Consider the following 24,483-nt stretch of genomic DNA (forward strand, 5'->3'; position numbering starts at 1 on the left):
GGAAACATTATGAGTTTAGCAATCGAAGTTAAACATTTATCATGTTCATATTTAGGCAATACGGCCTTAAGTGACATAAATTTTTCGATAAATGAAGGAAACCTAGTTGGAATAATCGGACCCAATGGTGCAGGTAAGTCCACTCTATTAAAAGCCATGCTTAATTTAATAAAAAAAGATAGTGGAGAAATCCGGATACTTGGTCATTCAATTAAAGAAATGAAAACAAAAGTTGCGTATGTACCCCAACGAAATGATATTGACTGGGATTTTCCAATTACCGTATTAGATACGGTTTTACTAGGAACTTATCCGAACCTAGGTCTCTTCAAACGTCCTAAAAAAGAACATAAAATTTGGGCTCTCGAATGTTTGAAACAAGTAGGAATCGAATCATATAGCAATCGACAAATCGGAGAACTTTCAGGCGGACAACAACAACGGGTGTTTTTGGCCAGAGCATTGGCCCAAAAAGCGGATATGTATTTTTTAGACGAACCATTTGTTGGAGTAGATATTACAAGTGAAGAAACGATAATCTCTGTTTTAAAACAATTACGCAATCAAGGAAAAACTGTCGTGGTTGTCCATCATGATTTAAGTAAAGCAGCTGATTATTTTGATCAATTGATTTTATTAAATAAAGAACTTATTGAGTATGGTGAAGTTGCAAAAGTATTTGCTCCTGAAATAATCGGTCGTGCTTATAATCAACCTTTTCAAATTAAGCCAGACACGGAGGTGTTTGTATGATGGACTTTATTGAGGGCATTATTCAATATGGCTTTTTACAAAAAGCCTTACTCACTTCCATCATGGTCGGAATTATTTGTGGCGTGATTGGCTGTTTTATCATTTTACGAGGAATGGCCTTAATGGGCGATGCCATTTCACATGCTGTTCTCCCTGGAGTCGCTCTCTCTTATATGATTGGAATTAATTTCTTTTTTGGTGCTGTCTTTACGGGTGTATTAACTGCCCTAGGTATTGGATTCATCAGTCAAAATAGTCGAATTAAAAACGATGTATCAATTGGGATTATGTTTACTGCAGCGTTTGCTTCAGGGATTATTCTCATTACGATGATGAAAAGTAGTACCGATTTATATCATATTCTCTTTGGTAACGTGTTAGCTGTTCGACCAGATGAAATGTGGACCACTTTGTTTATTGGAATCATCGTATTGGTTAGTATCTATCTATTCTATAAAGAATTACTTGTTAGCTCGTTTGATCCTACAATGGCTCGAGCTTACGGACTACCAGTAAGAGTCATCCATTACTTCTTAATGGTTTTACTAACTTTAGTTACAGTTGCCTCTCTTCAAACAGTTGGCATCATTCTTGTAGTAGCGATGCTTATTACCCCCGCTTCTACAGCATATTTACTAACGAATAGATTATGGGTCATGTTATATCTATCTGCAGGGATAGGAATTCTGTCATCCATTATTGGATTGTATTTTAGTTACACTTATAATCTGGCATCAGGTGCAACAATTGTACTTGCAGCAACTTTCTTATTCATATTGGCATTTATCTTTTCACCTAAACAAGGCTTACTATGGCGTTCAATGAAAAACTTTAAAAGAAAAAAGATTTCAACTTAGATTTAATTGGAGGAAATAAAAATGAAAATAAAAATTCCAGGGATTTTCACTATACTTATTGTTCTGTTGTCATTAGCAGGATGTGGGAATCAAGATGAGAAAACGGATTCATCATCCGATAAAATTCAAGTGATTACTACCTATTCAATTCTTTACGATATTGCAAAAAACGTTGGTGGTGACCGCGTAGAAATTCATTCATTAGCACCGGTTGGATCAAACCCGCATGAATATGATCCACTTCCAAAGGATGTTCAATTGACAACAGATGCTGATATTGTTTTTTATAATGGATTGAACCTTGAAGGTGGCAATTCATGGTTTGAAAAGCTGTTGCTAACAGCAGGTAAATCAGGTGACGATGCCCCGGTCTTTCGTTTAAGTGAAGGTGTTACACCTATGCATTTAACATCTAAAGGGAAAGAAAGTGAAGAAGATCCCCACGCTTGGTTAGATGTTCGTAACGGGATAAAATATGCAGAAAATGCACGTGATGGATTTATAAAAGTAGATCCAGACCATGCAGATGTTTATGAAGCAAATGCAAAAGCGTATATCACTGAATTAGAGAAATTACATGATGAAGCAGTTGCTCGATATAAAGAAATTCCAAAAGAACAACGTCTTTTGATCACAAGTGAAGGGGCATTTAAATATTTCTCTGCAGCTTACGATTTTGAAGCCGCATATATTTGGGAAATTAATTCAGAAAATCAAGGATCGCCTGAACAAGTTAGTTCAATTGTAGATTTCATTCGTTCAAAAGAAAATCCTGTTCTCTTTGTCGAAACGAGTATTGATCATCGTAGTATGGAAATGGTTTCTTCTGAAACAGGTGTCCCGATTTACGGAAAAGTATTTACAGATTCCATCGGGAAGCCTGGCGAAGATGGGGATACGTATATAAAAATGATGAAATGGAATATTGATACGATCTTTAAAGGTTTAACTGAAAAAGAGTAAAAACCGATTTATTTTTTCAGCGATTAAAAACATGGTATAATCGACTCTGAATCGAGTAGACCTTATCTGACAAACTCAGCAAAGATTCCTACTGAAATTAGACGGAGAAGGTGAAAAAATGATCGAAATTAAAATTTCTACATTGAGTGATGGAGAATTTAAACGTGGTGTTTTTGCTACAGAAAACATCGCAAAAGGTGTGTTGTTTCACGCAGCACCTGTACTTCCCTATCCAAATGATGAACATGAACACATTGAAAAGACATTGCTAGCCGATTATGCTTTTGAATATGGTGCAAACCACACGGCAATCGTGCTAGGTTACGGAATGTTATTCAATCATTCTTATACGCCTAATGCACATTACGATATAAATTTCGAAAACCACACATTCGATTTTTATGCCTATACGGATATTGAAGCTGGTCAAGAAATATTGATTAATTATAATGGTGAAGTTGATAATGATGATCCATTGTGGTTTAACGAAGATATTCAGGATGAAGATTGAGCTGAATAAATGATTTCTATAAAAGGGGTTGTCTCAAAAGTCATTTCGTGACTGAGGGATGGCTCCTTTTCCATACTGTAATTTCCGTTTCAACGCACTTTCATGTTTCGAAGCTAGCGGAGCGATGCAGAAACATGAGCAGATGTTTTACACCGTCTTCCACTCCAATCTAATAACTACTTACTTATAAATCTTGCTTAACAAGATGCACAACAAAAATATACTACAAGGATCTCCATTAATTCCTTCTTATGAGACGATGCTAAGTTGTGAATTTCTATATACTCACTTATACTGAATGTGTATATCTGAATATTTAGAATTATTTAAAGGAGGAACTATGAATCTAGGAGCTTTTTCTATCAGTTTAAATGTAAAAGACATTCAAAAATCAAAATCATTTTATGAAACGCTAGGATTTCAAGTATTAGGTGGGGATATTACTCAAAACTGGCTCATTCTTAAGAATGAAAGTTGTGTCATAGGATTGTTTCAAGGCATGTTTGAAAAGAACATCCTAACCTTTAATCCTGGATGGAACCAAAATGCCGAAAATCTCGATTCGTTCTTAGACATACGGGATCTTCAAAAGCAATTAAAGGAAAAAGGAATAAAGATGTTAACTGAAGCAAACGAAACAAGTGAAGGTCCAGCAAGCTTTACGATTGAAGATCCAGATGGGAATCCTATTTTAGTGGATCAACACGTCTGATTTCACTAATTAAGGTTTCCAATAAGTATTTAATAAAACGAGTAGAGTAATGATTGATTTTTCTCTACTTTTTTTTCTTATGGCCTCATAACTTGAGAAAGCGGTAGAAATGAAAATAGCCACTTCCTTTTTGAAAGATAAAAGAGATGTACCTAGAAATCATTTTTCATGATTTTAGGAACACCTCATTAATTTTGTTGCTAAAAATATTACATAACGCGTTTAAACATCTTTTCCACTTCGTAAGTTGTGAAATGGATAATCACTGGTCGCCCATGTGGACATGTAAATGGATGTTCGGTGTTCTTTAAATCCTTGATTAACATGGACATGTCTTCCTTCGTTAAAAAGTGATTCGCCTTTATTGAACGTTTACAACTCATCATAATCGCTGCTTCTTCACGAAGTTTTTTGATATCGGGACGGCGATCATTTAGTACTTGTTCAATTAATTCCTTCACGACCTCTTCTTCAAATCCTTTGGGGAACCAAACGGGATGCTCTCTCACGATAAACGTAGTTGGCCCAAATTCTTCTAGAAAGATGCCTATTTCCTCAAGTACAAGTTGATGTTCTTTTACTTTTAGTGCCTCATCAGCTGAATAATGGAACGAAAGTGGAATAAGTAGCGATTGTCTTTCTTCCGACTGAACGTCCCCCACTTTTTCCCGGAAAAATTCATACTTAATGCGCTCTTGAGCTGCGTGTTGATCAATTAAATAAAATCCGTCTGCACTTTGACCAATAATATATGTTCCATGGATTTGACCAACAATATCAAGTTCAGGAAACGGTTCATTTGATGCAGTGTTTAAAGATTCAATATCTTCGTCTTCAGAAATTGGCATTTCGTGTGTTTCATGAGTTTCTTTTATCACGTTATAATCCACTGCTTTATTGAACGTTGGTAAAGAAGGAACTTCTTTTACATAAGAAGACTTGACTGGTGGGGGCGTAGATTTCCACAAGTCCATCTGCTCACTTGGAGTAGAAACTTTTTTTGTTTTCTCGACAATTTCTGGTGCACGCATAATCGAACGAATGGTTTTACGAATCGTCTCTTCGACTAGCTGCATTAATTCCTTTTCTTTGCTAAGTCGAATTTGTTGTTTGGAAGGATGAACATTTACATCAGTTAGGAACGGATCTCCTTCAATTTGAAGAATAACCAACGGGTATCGATCAATTGGTAAAAAGGTATGATAGGCATTTACAATTGATTGTTGCACTGTATAATGTTTTACCCATCTACCGTTTACAAATAGTGTTAAATAGTTTTTGGAAGCCCTTGTGATTTCCGGCAATGAAGCATATCCATAAATCCGATAATCTGCAGACTCTCCTTCAAATGCGATCATTTTTTTAGCAATGGAGATTCCATAAATCGCTGCTATTACTTGTTGTAAATCACCACGACCATTTGTTTGCAATAAAGTTTGCTCACCATGTGTTAACTTAAATGCAACGGATGGATAGCATAATGCCAAACGATTAAGTAAATCAATAATATGACCTAATTCAGTTTGAATAGTCTTCATGTACTTTAACCGAGCTGGAGTATTGTAAAACAATTGGGAGATTTTAATATCTGTTCCTTTTCGTAATGCACCAGCGGTTTGTTTTTTTATATGACCGCCTTCAATTTCAATATGAGTGCCTGATGTAACGCCATCGGAAGTCCATAGCGACACTTTTGAAACGGAAGCGATACTTGCAAGAGCTTCGCCTCTAAAACCGAGTGTTCGAATACGGAACAAGTCATGCTCATTCGAAATTTTGCTTGTAGCATGTCTTGAAAAAGAAAGAACCGCATCCTCTTCATCCATCCCACTCCCATTGTCCGTTACATGGATGGTTTGCAGTCCCGCTTCTTCTAGGAAGACATCAATCGAAGTACTACCGGCATCAATCGCATTTTCAACAAGTTCTTTTACAACTGACGCTGGTCGTTCAACAACTTCACCAGCAGCAATTTTATTCGACAAAGGTTCATCCATTAAACGAATATGTCCCATAAGCACAACTCCTTTCTATTCTATTTGTCTATTTTTTGTTGAATTTCATGTAAATATTGAAGTGCTTTCAAGGGTGTTGTATTGGATATGTCTATGCTACGAATTAATTCAATTGTTTCATTTGCTTTAAGATTAGTTTGTTGTTGCGCAGAATCAACTGATTCAGTTCCAAAGAAGGATAATTGTTCATTTAATGCATCATGATCGACTTTGGAGTCTCTTTTATTTTCTTGTTCTAGTTGTTCTAATATTAATCGCGCACGTTGAATAATCGGTTCTGGTAATTGTGCTAGTTCAGCAACATGGATTCCATAACTTTTATCTGCAGGACCATTTTTAACTTTATGCAGAAATACAACTTTACCACTTTGTTCAACAGCAGAAACATGAACATTTCTTAGCTTGTCTAATTCATTTTCAAGTCCAGTTAATTCATGGTAATGCGTGGAAAATAAAGTGTTCGCTTTTATTTCTGTGTGTATATACTCCATCATGGCTTGTGCAAGGGCCATACCGTCGTATGTTGATGTTCCTCGCCCTATTTCATCAAATAGCAATAAACTTCGCTCAGTCGCATGCGTAATAGCAAATGTGGACTCGAGCATCTCCACCATAAATGTACTTTGCCCTGAGGCTAAATCATCAGCTGCGCCAATCCTTGTGAAAATTTGATCGGTTATTGGCAATAACGCTTCCTCAGCAGGAACATAACAACCCATTTGAGCCATAATAACGGTGATGGCTACTTGTCGCATATACGTACTTTTACCTGACATATTCGGCCCTGTGATTAGGAGCATGTTTTGTTCAGTTGTTAAGGAACAATCATTTGGAATATAGTGTTGTTTATTCATCATTTTTTCAACCACTGGGTGACGGCCGTTTATAATCTTCAGTTCATGCCCGTCATGAAAGGTTGGCTTTGTTAAGCGGTAATGGTCCGCAACTTCAGCAAAGCTAGCAAAGACATCTAATTCACTAATTTGAGAAGCAACCTGTTGAACACGAGGTATAAAAGCTTTTACCTTCTCTCTAATTTCAACGAACAAAGTATATTCAAGTGCTTGACTCTCTTCTTCAGCGGTTAATATAATTGATTCTTTTTCTTTTAATTCATCGGTAATATAACGTTCTGCATTCGCTAACGTTTGTTTACGCTCATATCGAGTAGCATCCGCTAGATGAACGTAGGACTTTGTAATTTCAATAAAATAGCCAAACACACGATTATAACCAATTTTAAGTCCTTTGATGCCGGTGCGTTCTCGCTCTTTTTGTTCGAGTGCGGCAATCCACTCTTTCCCATTCTTTTTCGCATATCTTAGTTCATCTAATCGCTCATGGTATCCATCTTTTATAATATCTCCTTCTTTTACTGACAAAGGAGGATGTTCTGCAATTGCGGTTTGAAGTAAGTCAACAACTTCTAAACACTCATCTAAAGCTGATGCTAATTTTGGTAAGGCTATTAACTTACTAGAGTTTAAATGTGCTTTAATTAAAGGAATTTGCATTAAAGATTGTCTTAACTGACTTAAATCCCGTCCGCTAGCAGTCCCAAATGAGATTCTTCCAATTAATCGCTCTAAATCATATACTTCTTTTAGTGCTTCACGTAAATCTGCACGAACGAAATATGCCTCAATCATTTCTTCGACAATGTTTTGACGTTCTTCGATTTGCAGACGATTCGCTAAGGGCTGATGTAACCATTGTTTTAGTTTTCGTGCCCCCATTGCTGTATTCGTTTCGTCTAGAAGCCAATAAAGTGAACCCTTTTGGTCTCCACCACGTATCGACTGTATCAATTCTAAATTTCGTTTTGAATGAAAATCGATCGATAAGAATGTATTTCTTTCTTGATACGCAAAAGGTTGAATATGTTCGAGCGAGCGCTTTTGTGTTCGATGTAAATATCGAATTAATCGATCACAAGCATCATGAACTTCTACCGGATTCTCTTCAAAATAAGGAAGATGTGAAGTTCCCACTTTCTCACTTTCTTCAATTGATAATAAAATCGATTGTACTTTAGCAATTTCAGACAATAATACATACATATGTTCAGATACGATTAGTTCTCGAATTGATAATGTTTGTAGTTCTTGCATCAAGCTTTTTTCATCACCATTCAGTATAGTGCTTGACCCTTCGCCAGTCGATAAGTCTAAGTAACAGAACGCATATCGTGATTCATCTATTTCTTCTGCTGAAGCAATAAAATGATTCGATTTACTATCCATATTCTTTCCTTCAATAATCGTACCAGGCGTAATTAATCGAACGACTTCTCGCTTAACGACACCTTTTGCAACTTTAGGGTCTTCAACTTGTTCACAAATGGCTACTTTATATCCTTTTTGAATCAATGTTTCTATGTAATTTTGAGCAGCATGATGTGGAACACCACACATAGGGATACGTTCTTTCGATCCGCCATCTCTACTGGTCAATGTTATTTCTAATATTTGAGATGCTTCTACTGCATCCTCGAAAAAGAGTTCATAAAAATCACCTAAGCGAAAAAATAAAAAAGCATCGGTGTATTCAGATTTAACTGTTAGGTATTGCTGAATCATTGGCGTGTAAGTTGTCATGTTGATACCTCTTTCAATTGTTGAAGCTATTCCTTCATTATAACAAAACACGTGATGAGAAAAACAACAATTGCTACATCTTTGTACTTTAGATGGTAATTCATTTAACTAATACAACTAACTAGAACTTTTGAAAGCAATCTATTCTACATTCCTGCTATTAAGTTGAAATTTCTACATGCACAATATCCTTAAAAGAAAAAAAGAGCCGGATTTTTTCCGGCTCATTAAAATGAAGACGATTCTTTTGATTCGTTAAATGAGGATGTAGATGAAGATGACGAACTTTCATCTTGATATACCCATTCCTCTTCAAAATCTGAAGGGTGAACTGAAATACAAACTGTTGTTTCACCAACAACTTCAGCCAACAACTCCCGCTCCACAGTTACTTTGAACTGCTCGCCATCTGGTGTAATGATGGCTTCCGTACAATTTGGTTGTTGTAAAACTCGTACATGCACTTCTTCAGATCCGTGTGATTCTCCATCTCGATAATGAAGTTTTATACGATCTCTGTATGGAACTGTTTCAGAAAATACGGATGTTTTCGAATGGTCGTGATGCGCATACCAAACATTGACTTCATACTTCCCTGTCACTTCCACAAATTTTCCGTGTTTCTTCGCTGAATGCGTATGATTAATGACCCAACACCCTAAAATGCTGGAAGGGTTGTTAGGTGGACGAAGCGTTTCACAAGCTTCGACTTTTTTCTTCCCTTTGGCCACGACGGCTTTTGTCACAATTTGACGTAGATATTTCAAACCCATCCTCCTCCGTTCGATTCCATTCATCATATGCACGGATTACCCATTAGGTGAAAGCACATTGTTTTTTCTTCGTCGTAACTTTGTGCATTTTATATTTATTGATGTCAAAAGAAAAAGCACAACTATTTCCTTTTTAGGGGAATAGCTGTGCTTCCGAGTCAAATTATTCACAAGAACCAGGTTTACTGTTTTGAACGCGTGATCCAGTTTCACCACGAAGAATATCTCCTTCTGTGGATTCGATGATTTGGTTCGTCACTTGATTTGCAATTGTATTCGAAACAAGTTGAAGCAAATCATTTACATCCATTTGGGATTGCTTAAACTCTTGAACAATCGGAATCGTATCAATTTCTTCTTCAATTTTCTCGATTTTCCCTTCGATTAAAGACAAAGCTTTTTCTTTTCCGTAATGTTGGAAATTAACAGCTTGTTTTTGTAAACTTTTCAAGCTTGCAATCTTTTCACGGATTTTTTGATTTTCATTAATTTGAGCTTCTGCTCGTTTAAAGAAATCAACTTCTTCTGTTTGTGCTATCATATCTGCAATTTCTTTTGCTTTCGCAATAATATCGTCTTTTGTAAATTCTGTTGTCATAAGACACCCACTTCTTGGCCGGATAGGACTTCAATAAGTTCTCCATATAATGACCATGTTTTTGTTTGATTAATTTTAATTAATACGCGCTTTCCGATAATATCTTTTGGTCCTACAAAGTTAACCAATTTGCTCGTTCTTGTATAACCGGCAAGTACATCGGGATTTTTCTTACTTTCACCTTCTACCAACACTTCAACAACTTCACCATTATATCTTTCCATCGCTTCTAGAGCGAATTGATTAACCAAGTTATTTAAACGTTGCAGACGGTCTTTTTTTACTTCCATTGGCACATTGTCTTCCATCTTCGCAGCAGGTGTGCCGTCACGAGGGGAATAAATATACGTGTATGCCATTTCGAATCCAACTTCTCTATATAAAGACATGGTTTCTTCAAATTGTTCTTCTGTTTCATTTGGGAATCCAACAATTATGTCAGTCGTTAATGCCACATTAGGTATAGCATACTTGATTTTTTGTACCAATTCCAAATATTGCTCTCGGCTATACTTACGTGCCATTAATTTCAGCATACTTGTTGATCCAGATTGGACTGGTAAGTGAACATGCTCGACAAGATTTCCACGTTTGGCCAAGACACTTATTAAGTGATCATCAAAATCACGAGGGTGACTCGTTGTAAATCGAATTCTTTCAATATCAATTAAACGTAAGTCGTCCATTAAATTGCCTAATCGATACGAAGAGTCATCTAAATCTTTCCCATAAGCATTTACGTTTTGACCTAATAATGTAATTTCCTTATAACCTTGTGCAGCAAGGTGTCTCACTTCTTGAATAATATCTTGAGGACGTCGACTTCGTTCTTTCCCACGAGTATAAGGAACGATACAATATGTACAGAATTTATCACAGCCATACATAATGTTCACCCATGCTTTTATTTCTCCGCGTCTCACTTTAGGCAAGTTTTCAATGACATCGCCTTCTTTTGACCAAACCTCAATCACCATTTCTTTTGATAAATAAGCTTCGTGCAAAATATTAGGTAAGCGATGAATATTATGTGTGCCAAAAATCATATCGACTTGATCATATGTCTTGAGAATTTTATTAACCACCGATTCTTCTTGAGACATACATCCACAAACACCGATTAACACATCCGGATTATTTCGTTTCAATAATTTTAAATGACCCAACTCTCCGAACACTTTGTTTTCTGCATTTTCACGAATGGCACAAGTATTTAATAAGACCACATTTGCCTCTTCAACAGTGTTCGTTGGTTCGTATCCAAGACCCATAAATATTCCTGCCATAACCTCAGTATCGTGCTCATTCATTTGACAGCCATAAGTCCGAATATAAAACTTTCGACCAATCCCCATGTTTGCAAACTCAGGTTCAATGCCAAAATCATGTTGGTATTCTACTTGTTCTTTCCCTCTTTTTTTTGCTTCTTTTAAGTTAGGAGGAACATAAACAGATTGAAAGTATTGACTATAGTCTTTACCTTCCTTGTTTTGCGGATTTATTTCTTTCACTTGAGAACTATTTAATCGCTGTTCTTCGTTCACGAGAACACTCCTTTGCCTAGTCACATCAGTTTAAATCTACATTCATTTATTATACTGAAAGAAGTACCAAACCTACAAGGTCATTACTAGAATTGTCTTGTTTTCGACAAATAAAGACACCAAGAGATTCAGTTGCTCACCTCGTCTTTACATTTGATATACCACAAGATTTTTACTTATCTATGATAAGAGCCTGTCCTCCAAGTTGGTGTTTCCGTTTCTGTTTATGCATCGCTTCGCTAGAGGCATGAAAGTGTGTTATCAATGCACAAAAATAAGGGATTATCTCTCAGTCACTAAATGACTTTTGAGATAATCCCTTACCGGTTATGATCTTACTCTTTTTTCAACCAACAATTTAATAGCCGTTCGATCTTCACCAGCAATGATGATATCAGTAAAAGCTGGTGAACAAATTAAATCGGTTCCACTAGGTGCTACAAACCCTCTTGCTATAGCAACCGCCTTCACTGCTTGATTTAATGCTCCTGCGCCTACTGCCTGCATTTCTGCATACCCTTTGTCTCGGATTACAGCAACCAATGCACCAGCTACTGAATTAGGATTTGATCTCGAAGATACTTTTAATGATTCCATCTCTATTCCTCCTTATACTTGCTGTAAGTTGGACTTTAGTGTCAATGTCCTTGACTCACTGTATGCGAGGTCGATGGAAAAAAGAAGAACCTAAGATTGAAACGGATAATCTTCGTTAATATAAATTCGTTCGATCGATATCGCTTTTCCTGATTGATTATCGATATCGATAAAGACACCACTTATTACGGAGCGTCCTGTTTTAGGCACTTCAAAACGTGCCGGCATATTTGTTTGGAATCGATACAAGACATCTTCTTTTTTCATACCCAATACGCCATCATATGGACCTGTCATGCCTACATCTGTTATATAAGCAGTTCCATTCGGATAAATTCTTGCATCAGCTGTTTGGACATGTGTGTGCGTTCCAACGACAGCTGAAACTTCTCCGTCTAAATGCCAGCCTAGTGCAATTTTTTCGCTCGTTGCTTCTGCATGGAAATCCACAAAAATTAATGGTGAAATTTCTTTTGCTTCTTTCACTAGCTCTGTTGCTTTTTTAAACGGGTCATCATGCGGAGGTAAGAATGTACGACCATGGAGATTGATAACAGATAAGGTATGGCCGTTTTTTGAAATTGTCGTCATCCCTTTTCCTGGTGCTTCATCTGAAAAGTTGGCTGGTCTAATTAAATAATCTGTCTCGTCAATAAAATCGAATATTTCTTTTTGATCCCACGTGTGATTCCCCATTGTCACTACATCAACACCCATATGCAGTAATGATTGAAAAATGGATTTTGTAATCCCACGACCCGATGCAGCATTTTCACCGTTTGCTATGACGACGTCAGGTTGATATTTTCTTTTTAATCGAGGTAAATAATCTTCTAATGTATCTCGGCCAATTGAACCGACGATGTCTCCAATAAACAATACTTTCATTCAAATTCCTTCTTTCTGTTTCAATAAAAAAAGGCTTCTTTATGAAGCCCCCCTTTACTTACTATTATTTTGCATATTCTACAGCGCGTGTTTCACGAATAACCGTTACTTTAATATGCCCTGGATAATCTAATTCTTCCTCAATTCGCTTACGAATATCTCGAGCTAATCGATGAGCAGTAATGTCATCAATTTGTTCTGGACGAACCATAATGCGAATTTCACGTCCTGCTTGAATAGCGAATGATTTCTCAACACCATCATAAGACTCAGAAATTTCTTCTAGTTTCTCTAAACGGCGAATATAGTTTTCTAGCGTTTCACTTCTAGCACCGGGACGAGCAGCTGATAATGCATCTGCAGCAGCAACTAGTACTGCGATGACAGACGTTGCTTCAGTGTCACCATGATGGGAAGCGATACTATTAATAACGACTGGATGCTCTTTGTACTTCGTAGCAAGTTCAACACCAATCTCAACGTGGCTACCTTCCACTTCATGATCAATTGCTTTACCAATATCATGTAGTAAGCCAGCACGTCTTGCTAATGTTACATCTTCGCCAAGTTCAGCAGCTAACAATCCTGCTAAGAAGGCAACTTCTTTTGAATGTTTCAAAACGTTTTGTCCATAACTTGTACGGTAACGCATACGACCCATGATCTTAATTAAATCAGGATGTAAATTATGAATGCCAACATCAAAGGTAGTTTGCTCACCAATTTCTCGGATTTGCTCATCTACTTCTCTTCTTGACTTCTCAACCATTTCTTCAATTCGTGCAGGATGAATTCGACCATCTTGAACTAATTTTTCAAGTGCAAGACGAGCTGTTTCACGACGAATTGGATCGAAACCAGATAAGATTACTGCTTCTGGTGTATCATCGATAATCAAATCAATACCAGTCAGTGTCTCAAGTGTGCGTATATTTCGGCCTTCACGACCAATAATACGACCCTTCATTTCATCATTTGGCAAGGTAACAACAGAAACTGTTGTCTCTGCCACATGATCTGCTGCAAAACGCTGAATAGCTAGGGAAAGAATTTCTCGTGCTTTTTTGTCTGAATCTTCTTTTGCACGTGTTTCAGATTCTTTCGTCATCACTGCAATATCAGTAGATAACTCATTTTCTACTTGTTGAAGAATAATGCCTTTAGCTTCTTCACGAGTTAACGCAGATATGCGTTCTAGTTCGGTTTGTGCTTTTGCAACTAACTCAGCCACTTTGCTTTCCATCTGCTCGATATGCTGTTGTCTTTCAGTCAGAGCGTCATCTTTACGCTCTAGACCCGCTTCTCTTTTGTTAAGAGCATCATCCTTACGATCAAGGTTTTCTTCTCTTTGTAAATACCGATTTTCCTGTTTTTGCAGTTCAGCTCGGCGTTCACGAATGTCAGATTCTGCTTCAGATCTCAATTTATGAGATTCATCTTTTGCTTCTAATAGTGCTTCTTTTTTCAAAGCTTCCGCTTCTCTCTTCGCCTCATCGACGATGAGAACAGCTGACTGCTTCGCACCAGTCACTTTAGAATCATTCACATTTTTTACAAGAAAATAACTTACAGCGGCACCGACGATAAGACCAATCAAAGCGGAGATGAGTATTTCAATCATTCGAACACCTCCTCTTGCTATTTCATTTTCATGTTCAGTAGGCTTGTATACATAGCTCTAAACTACGTAGCCCTATTGATTTCATTTGGAAATTATACAATTTTAATTGTATAGATGTAGAAATACTCTGTCAAGGATTCGCGAGTCTCGTAAGATGAAAACAACCTACCAAATTAATTGGTAGGTTATCAATTGAATCTTATTTTTCATCAATTAGTAATTCAAATTCTTCTTCTTCATCGTCATGGGCAGCAATTGTATAAGCTGTTGCCATCATACCGTAAGCCGCTCGAATTTTTTGAGCAATCTCATTACGCGTTGTTTGGTTATCTTTAAGGAATTGTTTCGCATTTTCTCTACCTTGTCCAAGTCGATCATCATTATAAGCATACCAAGAACCACTCTTGTTAACGATATCCATTTCTACGCCTAAATCTACGATTTCACCTTCACGTGAAATACCTTCACCATACATGATATCGACTTCAGCCGTACGGAAAGGTGGTGCTACTTTATTTTTAACAACTTTAATTTTCGTTTTATTCCCCATGAAATCATTACCTGATTTAATAGCTTCTGCACGACGTACTTCTAAGCGAACAGAACTATAGAATTTAAGTGCACGACCACCAGGTGTTACTTCAGGGTTACCAAACATAACGCCAACTTTTTCACGAATTTGGTTAATGAAAATAGCTGTTGTTTTTGATTTACTAATTGCGCCAGAAAGTTTACGTAGGGCTTGAGACATCAAACGAGCTTGTAATCCAACGTGTGAGTCACCCATTTCCCCTTCAATTTCCGCTTTTGGAACTAAGGCAGCTACTGAGTCAATAACCACGATATCAACTGCTCCACTACGTACTAATGCTTCACAAATTTCTAATGCTTGTTCACCCGTATCTGGTTGAGATAATAAAAGCTCATCAATATTAACACCTAAGTTTTGTGCATAAACAGGATCCAGTGCATGCTCAGCGTCAATAAATGCTGCTTGCCCACCTGCTGCTTGCGCTTCAGCGATAGCATGAAGTGCTACTGTTGTTTTACCTGAACTCTCTGGTCCATATATTTCAATGATTCGTCCTCGTGGATACCCACCAACACCAAGTGCTACATCAAGTGCAAGTGATCCACTAGAAGTCGTCAAGACTTCTCGATCCGTTTTTTCGCCAAGTTTCATTATTGAACCTTTACCGAATTGTTTCTCAATTTGTTTTAACGCCATGTCTAATGCTGCTTTACGATCGCTCATTTATGGTTCCTCCTTATGTTTCAAACACAAAATTAACTTCTGTCTCTACTATACTTGGTTTATGAGAAATACACAAGAAAAAAGCGAACGTTTATTCGCTTTATTTTTAAGCAAAATAAAAATTTGAGCACGAAAAACTGCTCAAATCTTTATTTTCAGGCGTTTTAAGGTTTCATATTTAAATTATGACTCATTTCGATTCGTTAATTGATGGATAATTTCATAACATGTTCGCTTTACAACTCGTAATCTATTCGTATTTCTCATATCCGATAGATGTAGTTCATGGCTTTTAACGATACCATTTGGAAATGCAATCGCAATCCAAACCGTTCCTGCAGGTTTCCCTTCAAGTGAACTCGGTCCTGCTGCTCCAGTAAGTCCCACACCAATATCGGTGTTAAAAGCTTCTTTAATCCGCATAGCCATAGCGACAGCACACTCTTCGCTCACAACACCATGTTTTTCAATGATCTCTTGGGGGATCCCTAACTGCGTGATTTTAGACTCAGTTGAATAAGTTACCATACCACCTATTAAGACGGCACTTGCACCTGGAATTGCTGCTAGTTCTGATTGGAACAATCCGGCAGTCAAACTTTCAGCAGCAGAAATCGTCCAGTTTTTTTCCTGTAAGACCTCTACTGTTCTTGAAGCTAACGAATCGTCATTGTATCCATATAAATAAGTGCCAACACGGTCCATTAACAATTGCTCAGTTTGAGAAATTAACGCCTTAGCTTCTTGATCGGTAGAAGCCTTTGCCGTTATACGCAACATCACTTCTCCATCCGAAGCTAAAGGAGCAATCGTTGGGTTCGATTGTACATCTAATAAATCGTGAATCTTCGTTTCGAGCTCTGCTTCTCCGATACCATAAAATCGTAATACATGAGAAACAATCACTTCTCCTTGGTTTAACCATTTTGCTAAGAGCGGTTTCGCCTCAAGTTGAAACATCGGTTCCATTTCTTTTGGTGGACCGGGTAAAAGAATATAAATTTTTTCTTGTTTGGAATAAAACATGCCAGGTGCCATACCGTTATGGTTGGCTAAAACTTGGCAGTTCTCCAATACAAGAGCTTGCTTTTTGTTATTGTCTGTCATTGGTCTATTAATGCGTTTGAAAAAGGCTTCTATAGAAATCATGGCTTCATCATCCATCACTAATTGCGTTTGAAGATGAAGAGCAATCGTCTCTTTTGTTAAATCATCTTTTGTTGGTCCTAACCCACCTGAGAAAATAATTAAATCCGCTCTCGATTCTGCAAGTTGAATTGCATCCTTTAATCGATCCGCATTATCGCCAACTACAGTATGATAGTAAACATTTATCCCTAACTCGGCTAATTGACTAGAGATGTATCGGGCATTTGTATTGGTAATCTGTCCAAGTAATAATTCTGAACCTACGGCAATAATCTCTGCGTTCATAATTGGAATCTCCTCTATTTTGAGTCAAGTAAAACACGGCGGTTTGCGTAGAAATAATCCCAACCTGACCAAATTGTAAAGAACAATGACACATAAAGCATGATTGTACCAAACGGAATATTGAACATTTCAAAAATGATGTTGTGTAATAGTAAAGCTGAAATTGCGACGATTTGAGTCCACATTTTAATTTTGCCTAATTGTTTCGCTGCCACAACTTCACCTTCATCAGCTAATATTAAGCGTAATCCTGTAACTGCAAACTCGCGGCTAATAATCAGAATAACAATCCACGCTGCTGCAAAACCAAGTTCCACTAATATGATTAAAGCTGCGGAAACAAGAAGTTTATCAGCTAGCGGGTCTAAAAATTTCCCCATATTCGTTACAAGATTATGTTTACGTGCGTAATACCCATCGATGAAATCAGTAATTGAAGCAAAAATAAATATAATAGCTCCAATTAAATGCTCTACTGGCAAAGAGGTTCCTAATAATTCAAGCGTACCCCAACCAAAATCTACTAACATAAATACAACAAACAATGGAATCATAAAAATTCTGGATACAGTGATTTGATTTGGAATGTTCATATACTTTCTCCTTTCGTTTCAAAGAAAATAGCCATCTTGTAAGAGATGACTATTACGGTTTATTACTGTTTAGAAAATTGAATCATCATATTTTGTAATACTTTATCTTCTGGTGGAATTCCATACTCCACTTTTTCATCATTGACGAACACATCTATTTGCGGTGCTGAACCAACTCGAATACGCGCTGATTGTACATCACTTAAGTCTAGGTTAACCGTTTCACCCGCTGCCAATTCATCATCGAGCAAAACTGCACCTGATTGATTTTTAATACCAACCCATGCTCGGCCACGTGCCACAATTTTCACAGCAAACGTTTCTGTTCCCGATAGTGTATAATTTGTTGTTTCTCCTTCTACAGCTCCAACCTCAATGGTTTGAGTCGGTTCAGGTTCTTCAACTGGTTCTTCTTCAACCGGTTCCTCTTCTTCTGGCTCTTCTTCAACAGGAGTTTCTGGCTCTTCCTTCTTATCAATTATGACCGTATTTTCTCCTACTTCTTCTTCAGTAGGCTCATCTTTTTGCGCCATGTTTTGATATAAGAACCAGAATATAACCAGTGCACCTATGATAAACAATGCAACTAAAATCATTGGGAAGACTTCTGAAACTCGACTCGATGATCGAGAAATTGGTCTTCTTCTAGAAGGAACTGTGTTCATTGTTTGGTATACCTCTTCCTTAGAGGAGGTCGGTACTTCCTGTTTATATGATTCTAGCAATTCATCAGAATTCAAACCAACAGCATCTGCATATTGTTTGATGAATGCACGAACATAAAATGGACCGGGCATCATACTATAATTACCCTCTTCTATACCGGCCAAATAACGTTTTTGAATTTTCGTCATTTCTTGTAAGTCTTCTAAACTATAACCTTTTGCCGTTCTCGCCTCTTTAAGACGAGTTCCAAGTTCACTCAATTAAAACACCTACCTGTTAAAAGTTAAAACCACCAAAGTCACCATTCTGCGACATCATGTGATTTTTTTCCATCATTTCGTATGTTATTTCTTCTTCTGGATCTGTCCGTAACTCAATTATGTAATCAAAATCTTCAATAGAAAAATCTGATTGTTGTACAAACATATCAGGATGCTCGACAACTTTTATTGATGGCAAACGCATCATTTCTCTCACTAACTGCAAATGTCTTTCATCTGAAGATTGTCTTGTCACAATGCCATCTAAAATGAAAATATTATTATCACTGAATTCATCTCCAGCTAACTGGTTTCGAACCGTTTGTTTGATCATTGTAGATGAAAGGAAAACCCATTTTTTATTTGCACAAACACTTGCTGCAACGACAGATTCAGTTTTTCCAACACGTGGCATTCCTCTGATTCCAATCAATTTATGCCCCTCTTGTTTAAAGAGTTCAGCCATAAAGTCAACAAGTAATCCCAACTCATCACGAACAAAGTGAAAAGTTTTACGGTCATCAGCATCACGTTGGATATATCGACCATGTCTAACAGCTAAAATGTCTCTTAACTTAGGTTCTCTGAACTTTGTCACTTGAATGGTCTCCATTGTCGAAACAATGGCTTCAAAGCGTTCTAATTGTTCGTCATTTTCAGCACGAAGCAACATCCCACGTCTTCCTTGGTCTACACCATTAATCGTTACAATATTTACTCTGAGCATACCAAGTAAGGATGCAATATCTCCAAGTAATCCAGGACGATTTATTTGAATCTCATATTCGAAATACCATTCGCGCATCATTTTACGACCTTTCTAATGTGAACGTTTCCATAGTGTGAAAAAAGAACATTTTATAAGCAGCTTACAAATTCATGAAAATCATAAGTACAAGTGACCATTTTTGAATTATGTAACAAAGACCTTTAAAAGCTTTATAAGTTCTATCATATCTGATTTTGTAACGTAAGAAAAGGAAAAAAGAAAAGAAGGAGCAATGTCCTTCTTTTGATTTAATGAACATTTTTTTGTTTTACAAGTTTTACCACGATATTGGCTAATGCATGTTGTTCATCTTCATTTGCAACAGACCATAAATCTGATAAAACTCGCTCTTGTTCATTCTTAGGATCAACATTTTTAGCTAAGTAATCGCCAATTTGAAAAGCAGTTGTTTGAATTGCTTTTTTAGACATACCTGTCGATTCTGCAGTTTCGACATTCGCGCCTAAGAAATTCGTCCACTTTTGCCAATTTTCTAACAGTGCCATGATAATCCCTCCTTTTCACAAGTAGTATGTGTAAAGGAATCAATTATATGTACCATCCACCATTGATGCCAATCACTTGTCCAGTCACGTAATCAGCTTTTCCGCTTGTTAAAAATGCGACTATATTGGCTACTTCCTTAGCTTTACCTAATCTTTGCAAAGGAATCTCATCCAGAATTTGTGACCGTTCCTCTGCATCTAAGCCGGCATTCATCTGTGTGTCGATGATACCAGGTGCAATAATATTCGCTCGCACACCAGATGATCCCGCTTCTTTAGCATATGCTTTCACAAAAGCATGTTGTGCACCTTTAACGGCTGAATAAACCACTTCACCAGATGCACCAGTTTGTCCCCATATCGAGCCAATGAGCACGACATAAGATACTTGATGATTTCTCAACTTGGATGCTAAGTTACCGATAATGTGCATGGGATTTTGTACATGTGTTTTCCACAAATTGTCCATTTCTGTTGGAGAAGTATCTTCTAATAATTTATATAGGGATTGCCCATTTGCAAAAATGATCGCCTCTACATCAAAAATAGATTCAATTGCATTTTGAGCACCCTGTGTAGAAGACAAATCAGCATGAATGAATAAAAAATCTTGGTCTTCGTAGGTTGATGAGAGTTTTTCTTGCAAATGTAGGACAGCCTCCATATTTTGATGGAAATGCAAATATAAACTCCATCCAGACTTCGCCATCTCTATGCATATTGCCTGTCCGATTTCTCCCGATGCCCCAAAGACACAAGCGAATTTTTTCATTTTTTCGCCTGGTCTTTTTTAGGTTGAATTGTAAAGACTGTTTGTTGACTTTCACCTTGAATTGAGGCAAATGCATTTTGAAGATCACTAACTGTCATTTTCTCTAATACCGGAACAGCATCGAACAAGTTCATATCATTAAACGCATATCTTGTGAATTGATTCGCAATATACTCAACTGAATTTAAAGCTCTAAGGAAGAAGCCAATTTTCTTTTTGCGTACTCGATCCAAATCTGATAAACCGAATGGCCATTTCTCTTCCATTTTGGTTAATTGTTTTTTTATAGCTGTTACTAACGCTTCTGGAGTAGATGTATCAGATCCAATAATGGCAAAACCAAATCCTTTTTCTAATGTAAAGTCAAAGGAATAGGACTCGTCAATCCAGCCTTGTTCATAAGCTTCATGATAGAAATCAGATGCACGACCAAATGCTAATTCTAATGATAGTTGGACAGCTAATTCGTGTTTCAACATTTCTTCACCTTGAAGAGTTGTTTCTTTCGCTTTAAGGCCAACATATACTTTTGGTTTTTGAACATCCATCTTTAATGTATTTTCTTTCACCGCTACATCACTTGGTTCATCTTCAAAAACACGATTAATTGTAGTAGGTTCAACAAATTCTTTCTTACTTTGGTTCTCTTTAATATAGGCCATCATTTCCTCAGGATTCACAGCCCCAACCACAAACATCAACATATTAGATGGATGGTAAAAGGTTTCATAACATGTATATAAATGCTCCGCTGTAATTTTATCGATGGACTCGATTGTTCCAGCAATATCGATTTTCACTGGGTGATTATGATACATGTTATCAATTGTTCCAAAATATAAACGCCAATCTGGAAGGTCATCGTACATCGTTATTTCTTGTCCGATAATTCCTTTTTCTTTTTCAACTGTTGAAGCTGTGAAATAAGGCTCTTGAACAAAATTTAATAATGTTTCTGTATTTTCATAAAGATGATTTGTTGAAGAAAATAAATAAGCGGTCCGCGTAAAGGAAGTAAAAGCATTTGCAGAAGCTCCAAATCCACTAAACTTTTGGAAAACGTCTCCATCTTCTTTTTCAAACATCTTGTGCTCTAGAAAATGAGCAATTCCATCAGGAACATTTACAACGTCATTTTGGCCCATCGGTGTAAATGTATTATCAATCGAGCCATATTTTGTAGTAAAGGTCACAAAAGTTTTAGAAAATCCTTTTTTCGGTAAGATATATACATCTAACCCATTATCCATTTGTTCATGGTACATTTTTTCGTCTATTTGTTTAAAGTGAAGTTCCTTCATGCGCTAGTTCCTCCTTTCCAGATAGGAAGTAAACCATTTTTTTATCAATGGTCTTAGCCATTTCTTGAATATCTTCTTTCCCAACAGATTCCCATTTTGAGAACCAATTTTCAACGGTAAAAGCTTCGCCCAAATCTTTGTATTGATCAAATATTTCAATTTGACCTCTTGCAGAATCTAAGGCTTCTTTTAATTGGTTTTTAAGCATAGCAATCGTCTGATCTATTTCCATTTGTGTAATTTCACCATTTTTCATTGCTTCTAGTTGGTCATCAATTAATTTAATTGCTTTTTCTTCATTGCTCGCATCGATACCGGCCATGACAAACACTAAACCATAGGATGACGAGAACGAACTTGAAACATAATAAGCCAAGCTTTCTTTTTCACGAACATTCATAAATAATTTCGCATGTGGATACCCACCAAATATGCCATTCGTAATTTGCATAATCGGAAATTTAGGATGCGTAAATGTTATTGGTGTCTCAAACCCAATATGAAGTTTACCTTGTTTCATATTTTGAACTTCTTTTACGTGTGATGAATTAGAATCAAGTTCATCATTAAATTCCATTTTTTGTTTATTAGCCAACGTTCGGCCTTCTAATGGGAATAAAGTCTTCATTTTTTCAGTCATTTCGTCCATATCGACATCACCAACAATATAGATGTCTAATTCATCTTCATGTAGCATCTGTTGGTATGCTTCCCAAATTGATTTAGGGGTAACGGATTCCACTTCCTCAATTGTTCCATTAGCGCCGATAGATGCAGGATGATTAGGTCGAAGTAATTCAATGAGTCGATGCTGTGCGTATCTTGTTTTATCATCATATAACGATTCAATTCGCTGAATAACTGAATCTTTTTCTCGTTTCACAATATTGTCTTTAAATTCATGATGATCAGCATTCGGATTAAATAAGACGGTTTTAAATAAATCAATCACTTGATTTAACACACCATTTGATGACAAATACTGATCATTTACCGATTCAGCCATAAATGTAAGGATGTGTTCGTTACCTTTTTTAGAAGAATCCATATACATTGACGTACCGTATAATTCATCTAATGCACTACGGAAAGCAGGATTGGACGGATACTGTTTATTGCTATGAAGCAATACATTCGCTAATACTGACCTTTGTGCAGCAGACTTTTCACTCAAGATTTGTTTGAATTTCAATGAAAAATTGACCGTTTTAAATTGATCCGTTTTTCGAATATGTAAATGAATTCCTTGTTTTAACTCGATGGATTGAAACATCGAAATCCCCCCCTATCTATTTAATATGCCAAACCAATACATTCACTATACATGTAGCTGTTAAATGATTGCAAATAGAGTGATATTTATCCACACATTCAAATGAACTCCATGTACATAATGGGGATTGAGTGTTAAAACTAAATAAAAATTTGATATTTTTTATTGGAGTGAAAAAGAAAGTGGTCGGCTATTTTTTTCGCTTTCAGTAAACGGTTTTGTCGACAAAAAAAGAACTAGGCAAATCGCCTAGTTCTTAAATGTATTATCGTTTCCCTTTAATATATGGAGTTCCTAAAGCACGTGGAGCGTTAGCTTTACCGATAAATCCAGCTAAAGCGAATATCGTCAACACGTATGGCAAGATTAACAAGAAGACACTTGGTACTTCTTTAATAATCGGAATTGATCCACCGACAATACTTAATGCTTGAGCAAACCCAAAGAATACAGCTGCTCCCATTGCACCAAGTGGATGCCATTTACCAAAGATCATTGCGGCCAAAGCCATGAACCCTTGTCCATTGATTGTAGAATGACCAAAGTCTTGAGAAATTGATTGCGAATAAATCGCTCCACCAATCCCTGCTAATCCACCAGAAATCATGACCGCAATATAACGCATACGACTTACATTGATTCCCATTGTATCAGCTGCCATTGGATGTTCACCAACAGAACGAAGACGAAGACCGAATGGTGTAAAGTATAAAATAACCCATGCGATAATCGCAACGGAAATTGCTAATACCGATGTCCAGTATACATTTTGGAAAAACATTGGCCCAAGGAAAGGAATTTTTTCAAGTAACCAAATATCATCACGTAAAAAACGTTCTTGAACAAAGTCTGTTTGACCTTTGCCGTAAATCTTTTTCACTAAGAATAAACACAATGCGACGGCAAGTAAATTAATCGCAACACCCGAAACTACTTGGTCTGCTCTGAATGATACAGATGCGACCGCGTGTAGTATAGAGAATAATGAAGCGACAACCATAGCGGCTAATAAAGCCATCCATGGTGTTGCATTACCAAATATATGAACAAATGATAGATTGAAAATAACTCCGATAAATGCTCCAACTACCATTAAACCTTCTAAACCAATATTAACTACACCCGAACGTTCTGAAAATACACCACCAATAGCAGTTAAAATTAGAGGTGCAGCATAGGCGATCGCAACAGGAACGATGAAATATAATACATCTAAGAAACTCAT

At 36.9% G+C, this 24,483-nt stretch carries 23 protein-coding genes; 5 read left to right on the plus strand and 18 right to left on the minus strand.

Features of this window, described 5'->3' with window-relative positions:
- The first annotated feature begins 9 nt into the window (after nucleotides 1–9).
- From AC3EA5_RS03085 to AC3EA5_RS03105, 5 genes are all read left to right on the plus strand, one after another.
- Nucleotides 10–753 carry a metal ABC transporter ATP-binding protein gene (locus tag AC3EA5_RS03085; RefSeq protein WP_488607023.1) on the plus strand — a complete coding sequence of 248 codons (744 nt, stop codon included), beginning with the start codon at nucleotides 10–12 and terminating at the stop codon, nucleotides 751–753.
- On the plus strand, nucleotides 753–1,610 hold the full coding sequence (locus tag AC3EA5_RS03090) for a metal ABC transporter permease (protein WP_488607051.1): 858 nt from the start codon (nucleotides 753–755) through the stop codon (nucleotides 1,608–1,610). The genes AC3EA5_RS03085 and AC3EA5_RS03090 overlap by 1 nt, the downstream gene beginning before the upstream one ends.
- A 21-nt stretch (nucleotides 1,611–1,631) precedes the next feature.
- Nucleotides 1,632–2,573 carry a metal ABC transporter substrate-binding protein gene (locus AC3EA5_RS03095; RefSeq protein ID WP_488607024.1) on the plus strand — a complete coding sequence of 314 codons (942 nt, stop codon included), beginning with the start codon at nucleotides 1,632–1,634 and terminating at the stop codon, nucleotides 2,571–2,573.
- A 118-nt stretch (nucleotides 2,574–2,691) separates the two neighbouring features.
- Nucleotides 2,692–3,084 (plus strand): SET domain-containing protein, encoded by a 393-nt coding sequence (locus tag AC3EA5_RS03100; protein ID WP_394187454.1) that lies wholly within the window; start codon nucleotides 2,692–2,694, stop codon nucleotides 3,082–3,084.
- Nucleotides 3,085–3,424: 340 nt separating this feature from the next.
- Nucleotides 3,425–3,796, plus strand: a complete 372-nt coding sequence (locus AC3EA5_RS03105) for a VOC family protein (protein ID WP_488607025.1) — start codon at nucleotides 3,425–3,427, stop codon at nucleotides 3,794–3,796.
- A gap of 209 nt (nucleotides 3,797–4,005) precedes the next feature.
- Here AC3EA5_RS03105 and mutL read toward each other — a convergent pair whose 3' ends face one another.
- From mutL to AC3EA5_RS03195, 18 genes are all read right to left on the minus strand, one after another.
- Nucleotides 4,006–5,811, minus strand: coding sequence for a DNA mismatch repair endonuclease MutL (gene mutL / locus AC3EA5_RS03110; RefSeq protein WP_488607026.1), 1,806 nt, complete (start codon nucleotides 5,809–5,811; stop codon nucleotides 4,006–4,008).
- A gap of 20 nt (nucleotides 5,812–5,831) precedes the next feature.
- Nucleotides 5,832–8,408, minus strand: a complete 2,577-nt coding sequence (mutS, locus tag AC3EA5_RS03115; protein ID WP_488607027.1) for a DNA mismatch repair protein MutS — start codon at nucleotides 8,406–8,408, stop codon at nucleotides 5,832–5,834.
- Between the two features lie 227 nt (nucleotides 8,409–8,635).
- Nucleotides 8,636–9,175 carry an outer spore coat protein CotE gene (gene cotE, locus AC3EA5_RS03120; protein WP_488607028.1) on the minus strand — a complete coding sequence of 180 codons (540 nt, stop codon included), beginning with the start codon at nucleotides 9,173–9,175 and terminating at the stop codon, nucleotides 8,636–8,638.
- Nucleotides 9,176–9,344: 169 nt separating this feature from the next.
- Complete coding sequence (locus AC3EA5_RS03125; protein WP_488607029.1) at nucleotides 9,345–9,779, minus strand: YlbF/YmcA family competence regulator; 435 nt, start codon at nucleotides 9,777–9,779, stop codon at nucleotides 9,345–9,347.
- Entirely contained in the window at nucleotides 9,776–11,323 is a 1,548-nt protein-coding gene (gene miaB, locus AC3EA5_RS03130; RefSeq protein WP_488607030.1) for a tRNA (N6-isopentenyl adenosine(37)-C2)-methylthiotransferase MiaB, read from the minus strand. The genes AC3EA5_RS03125 and miaB overlap by 4 nt, the downstream gene beginning before the upstream one ends.
- 327 nt (nucleotides 11,324–11,650) lie before the next feature.
- Nucleotides 11,651–11,920, minus strand: a complete 270-nt coding sequence (locus AC3EA5_RS03135; protein WP_394187447.1) for a stage V sporulation protein S — start codon at nucleotides 11,918–11,920, stop codon at nucleotides 11,651–11,653.
- A 90-nt stretch (nucleotides 11,921–12,010) separates the two neighbouring features.
- Complete coding sequence (locus AC3EA5_RS03140; RefSeq protein WP_488607031.1) at nucleotides 12,011–12,808, minus strand: TIGR00282 family metallophosphoesterase; 798 nt, start codon at nucleotides 12,806–12,808, stop codon at nucleotides 12,011–12,013.
- 64 nt (nucleotides 12,809–12,872) lie between these two features.
- On the minus strand, nucleotides 12,873–14,429 hold the full coding sequence (rny, locus tag AC3EA5_RS03145; RefSeq protein WP_394187445.1) for a ribonuclease Y: 1,557 nt from the start codon (nucleotides 14,427–14,429) through the stop codon (nucleotides 12,873–12,875).
- A 199-nt stretch (nucleotides 14,430–14,628) separates the two neighbouring features.
- On the minus strand, nucleotides 14,629–15,684 hold the full coding sequence (gene recA / locus AC3EA5_RS03150; protein ID WP_488607032.1) for a recombinase RecA: 1,056 nt from the start codon (nucleotides 15,682–15,684) through the stop codon (nucleotides 14,629–14,631).
- Nucleotides 15,685–15,867: 183 nt separating this feature from the next.
- Complete coding sequence (locus tag AC3EA5_RS03155; RefSeq protein WP_488607033.1) at nucleotides 15,868–17,118, minus strand: competence/damage-inducible protein A; 1,251 nt, start codon at nucleotides 17,116–17,118, stop codon at nucleotides 15,868–15,870.
- 14 nt (nucleotides 17,119–17,132) lie between these two features.
- Nucleotides 17,133–17,711 carry a CDP-diacylglycerol--glycerol-3-phosphate 3-phosphatidyltransferase gene (pgsA, locus tag AC3EA5_RS03160; RefSeq protein WP_488607034.1) on the minus strand — a complete coding sequence of 193 codons (579 nt, stop codon included), beginning with the start codon at nucleotides 17,709–17,711 and terminating at the stop codon, nucleotides 17,133–17,135.
- A gap of 62 nt (nucleotides 17,712–17,773) precedes the next feature.
- Nucleotides 17,774–18,637: a helix-turn-helix domain-containing protein gene (locus AC3EA5_RS03165; protein ID WP_488607035.1), complete on the minus strand. Its 864-nt coding sequence runs from the start codon at nucleotides 18,635–18,637 to the stop codon at nucleotides 17,774–17,776.
- Between the two features lie 16 nt (nucleotides 18,638–18,653).
- Nucleotides 18,654–19,442, minus strand: coding sequence for a DUF3388 domain-containing protein (locus AC3EA5_RS03170; RefSeq protein WP_394187440.1), 789 nt, complete (start codon nucleotides 19,440–19,442; stop codon nucleotides 18,654–18,656).
- Between the two features lie 212 nt (nucleotides 19,443–19,654).
- Nucleotides 19,655–19,912, minus strand: coding sequence for a DUF3243 domain-containing protein (locus AC3EA5_RS03175; protein ID WP_394187439.1), 258 nt, complete (start codon nucleotides 19,910–19,912; stop codon nucleotides 19,655–19,657).
- A 43-nt stretch (nucleotides 19,913–19,955) separates the two neighbouring features.
- Nucleotides 19,956–20,684 carry an elongation factor P 5-aminopentanone reductase gene (gene ymfI / locus AC3EA5_RS03180; protein WP_488607036.1) on the minus strand — a complete coding sequence of 243 codons (729 nt, stop codon included), beginning with the start codon at nucleotides 20,682–20,684 and terminating at the stop codon, nucleotides 19,956–19,958.
- Complete coding sequence (gene yfmH / locus AC3EA5_RS03185; protein ID WP_488607037.1) at nucleotides 20,681–21,985, minus strand: EF-P 5-aminopentanol modification-associated protein YfmH; 1,305 nt, start codon at nucleotides 21,983–21,985, stop codon at nucleotides 20,681–20,683. Before yfmH ends, ymfI begins: the two co-directional genes overlap by 4 nt.
- Complete coding sequence (gene yfmF / locus AC3EA5_RS03190; protein WP_488607038.1) at nucleotides 21,966–23,258, minus strand: EF-P 5-aminopentanol modification-associated protein YfmF; 1,293 nt, start codon at nucleotides 23,256–23,258, stop codon at nucleotides 21,966–21,968. The genes yfmH and yfmF overlap by 20 nt, the downstream gene beginning before the upstream one ends.
- Before the next feature lie 265 nt (nucleotides 23,259–23,523).
- Entirely contained in the window at nucleotides 23,524–24,483 is a 960-nt protein-coding gene (locus tag AC3EA5_RS03195; RefSeq protein WP_394187435.1) for an ABC transporter permease, read from the minus strand.

It is taken from the genome of Paenisporosarcina sp., assembly GCF_057785155.1.

Coding starts and splice junctions, on each gene's coding strand:
- AC3EA5_RS03085 (WP_488607023.1), top strand. CDS start 10: ATGAGTTTAGCAATCGAAGTTAAACATTTATCATGTTCATATTTAGGC.
- AC3EA5_RS03090 (WP_488607051.1), top strand. CDS start 753: ATGGACTTTATTGAGGGCATTATTCAATATGGCTTTTTACAAAAAGCC.
- AC3EA5_RS03095 (WP_488607024.1), top strand. CDS start 1,632: ATGAAAATAAAAATTCCAGGGATTTTCACTATACTTATTGTTCTGTTG.
- AC3EA5_RS03100 (WP_394187454.1), top strand. CDS start 2,692: ATGATCGAAATTAAAATTTCTACATTGAGTGATGGAGAATTTAAACGT.
- AC3EA5_RS03105 (WP_488607025.1), top strand. CDS start 3,425: ATGAATCTAGGAGCTTTTTCTATCAGTTTAAATGTAAAAGACATTCAA.
- mutL (WP_488607026.1), bottom strand. CDS start 5,811: ATGGGACATATTCGTTTAATGGATGAACCTTTGTCGAATAAAATTGCT.
- mutS (WP_488607027.1), bottom strand. CDS start 8,408: ATGACAACTTACACGCCAATGATTCAGCAATACCTAACAGTTAAATCT.
- AC3EA5_RS03125 (WP_488607029.1), bottom strand. CDS start 9,779: ATGACAACAGAATTTACAAAAGACGATATTATTGCGAAAGCAAAAGAA.
- AC3EA5_RS03135 (WP_394187447.1), bottom strand. CDS start 11,920: ATGGAATCATTAAAAGTATCTTCGAGATCAAATCCTAATTCAGTAGCT.
- AC3EA5_RS03140 (WP_488607031.1), bottom strand. CDS start 12,808: ATGAAAGTATTGTTTATTGGAGACATCGTCGGTTCAATTGGCCGAGAT.
- rny (WP_394187445.1), bottom strand. CDS start 14,429: ATGATTGAAATACTCATCTCCGCTTTGATTGGTCTTATCGTCGGTGCC.
- recA (WP_488607032.1), bottom strand. CDS start 15,684: ATGAGCGATCGTAAAGCAGCATTAGACATGGCGTTAAAACAAATTGAG.
- AC3EA5_RS03155 (WP_488607033.1), bottom strand. CDS start 17,118: ATGAACGCAGAGATTATTGCCGTAGGTTCAGAATTATTACTTGGACAG.
- pgsA (WP_488607034.1), bottom strand. CDS start 17,711: ATGAACATTCCAAATCAAATCACTGTATCCAGAATTTTTATGATTCCA.
- AC3EA5_RS03170 (WP_394187440.1), bottom strand. CDS start 19,442: ATGCGCGAATGGTATTTCGAATATGAGATTCAAATAAATCGTCCTGGA.
- AC3EA5_RS03175 (WP_394187439.1), bottom strand. CDS start 19,912: ATGGCACTGTTAGAAAATTGGCAAAAGTGGACGAATTTCTTAGGCGCG.
- ymfI (WP_488607036.1), bottom strand. CDS start 20,684: ATGAAAAAATTCGCTTGTGTCTTTGGGGCATCGGGAGAAATCGGACAG.
- yfmH (WP_488607037.1), bottom strand. CDS start 21,985: ATGAAGGAACTTCACTTTAAACAAATAGACGAAAAAATGTACCATGAA.
- yfmF (WP_488607038.1), bottom strand. CDS start 23,258: ATGTTTCAATCCATCGAGTTAAAACAAGGAATTCATTTACATATTCGA.
- AC3EA5_RS03195 (WP_394187435.1), bottom strand. CDS start 24,483: ATGAGTTTCTTAGATGTATTATATTTCATCGTTCCTGTTGCGATCGCC.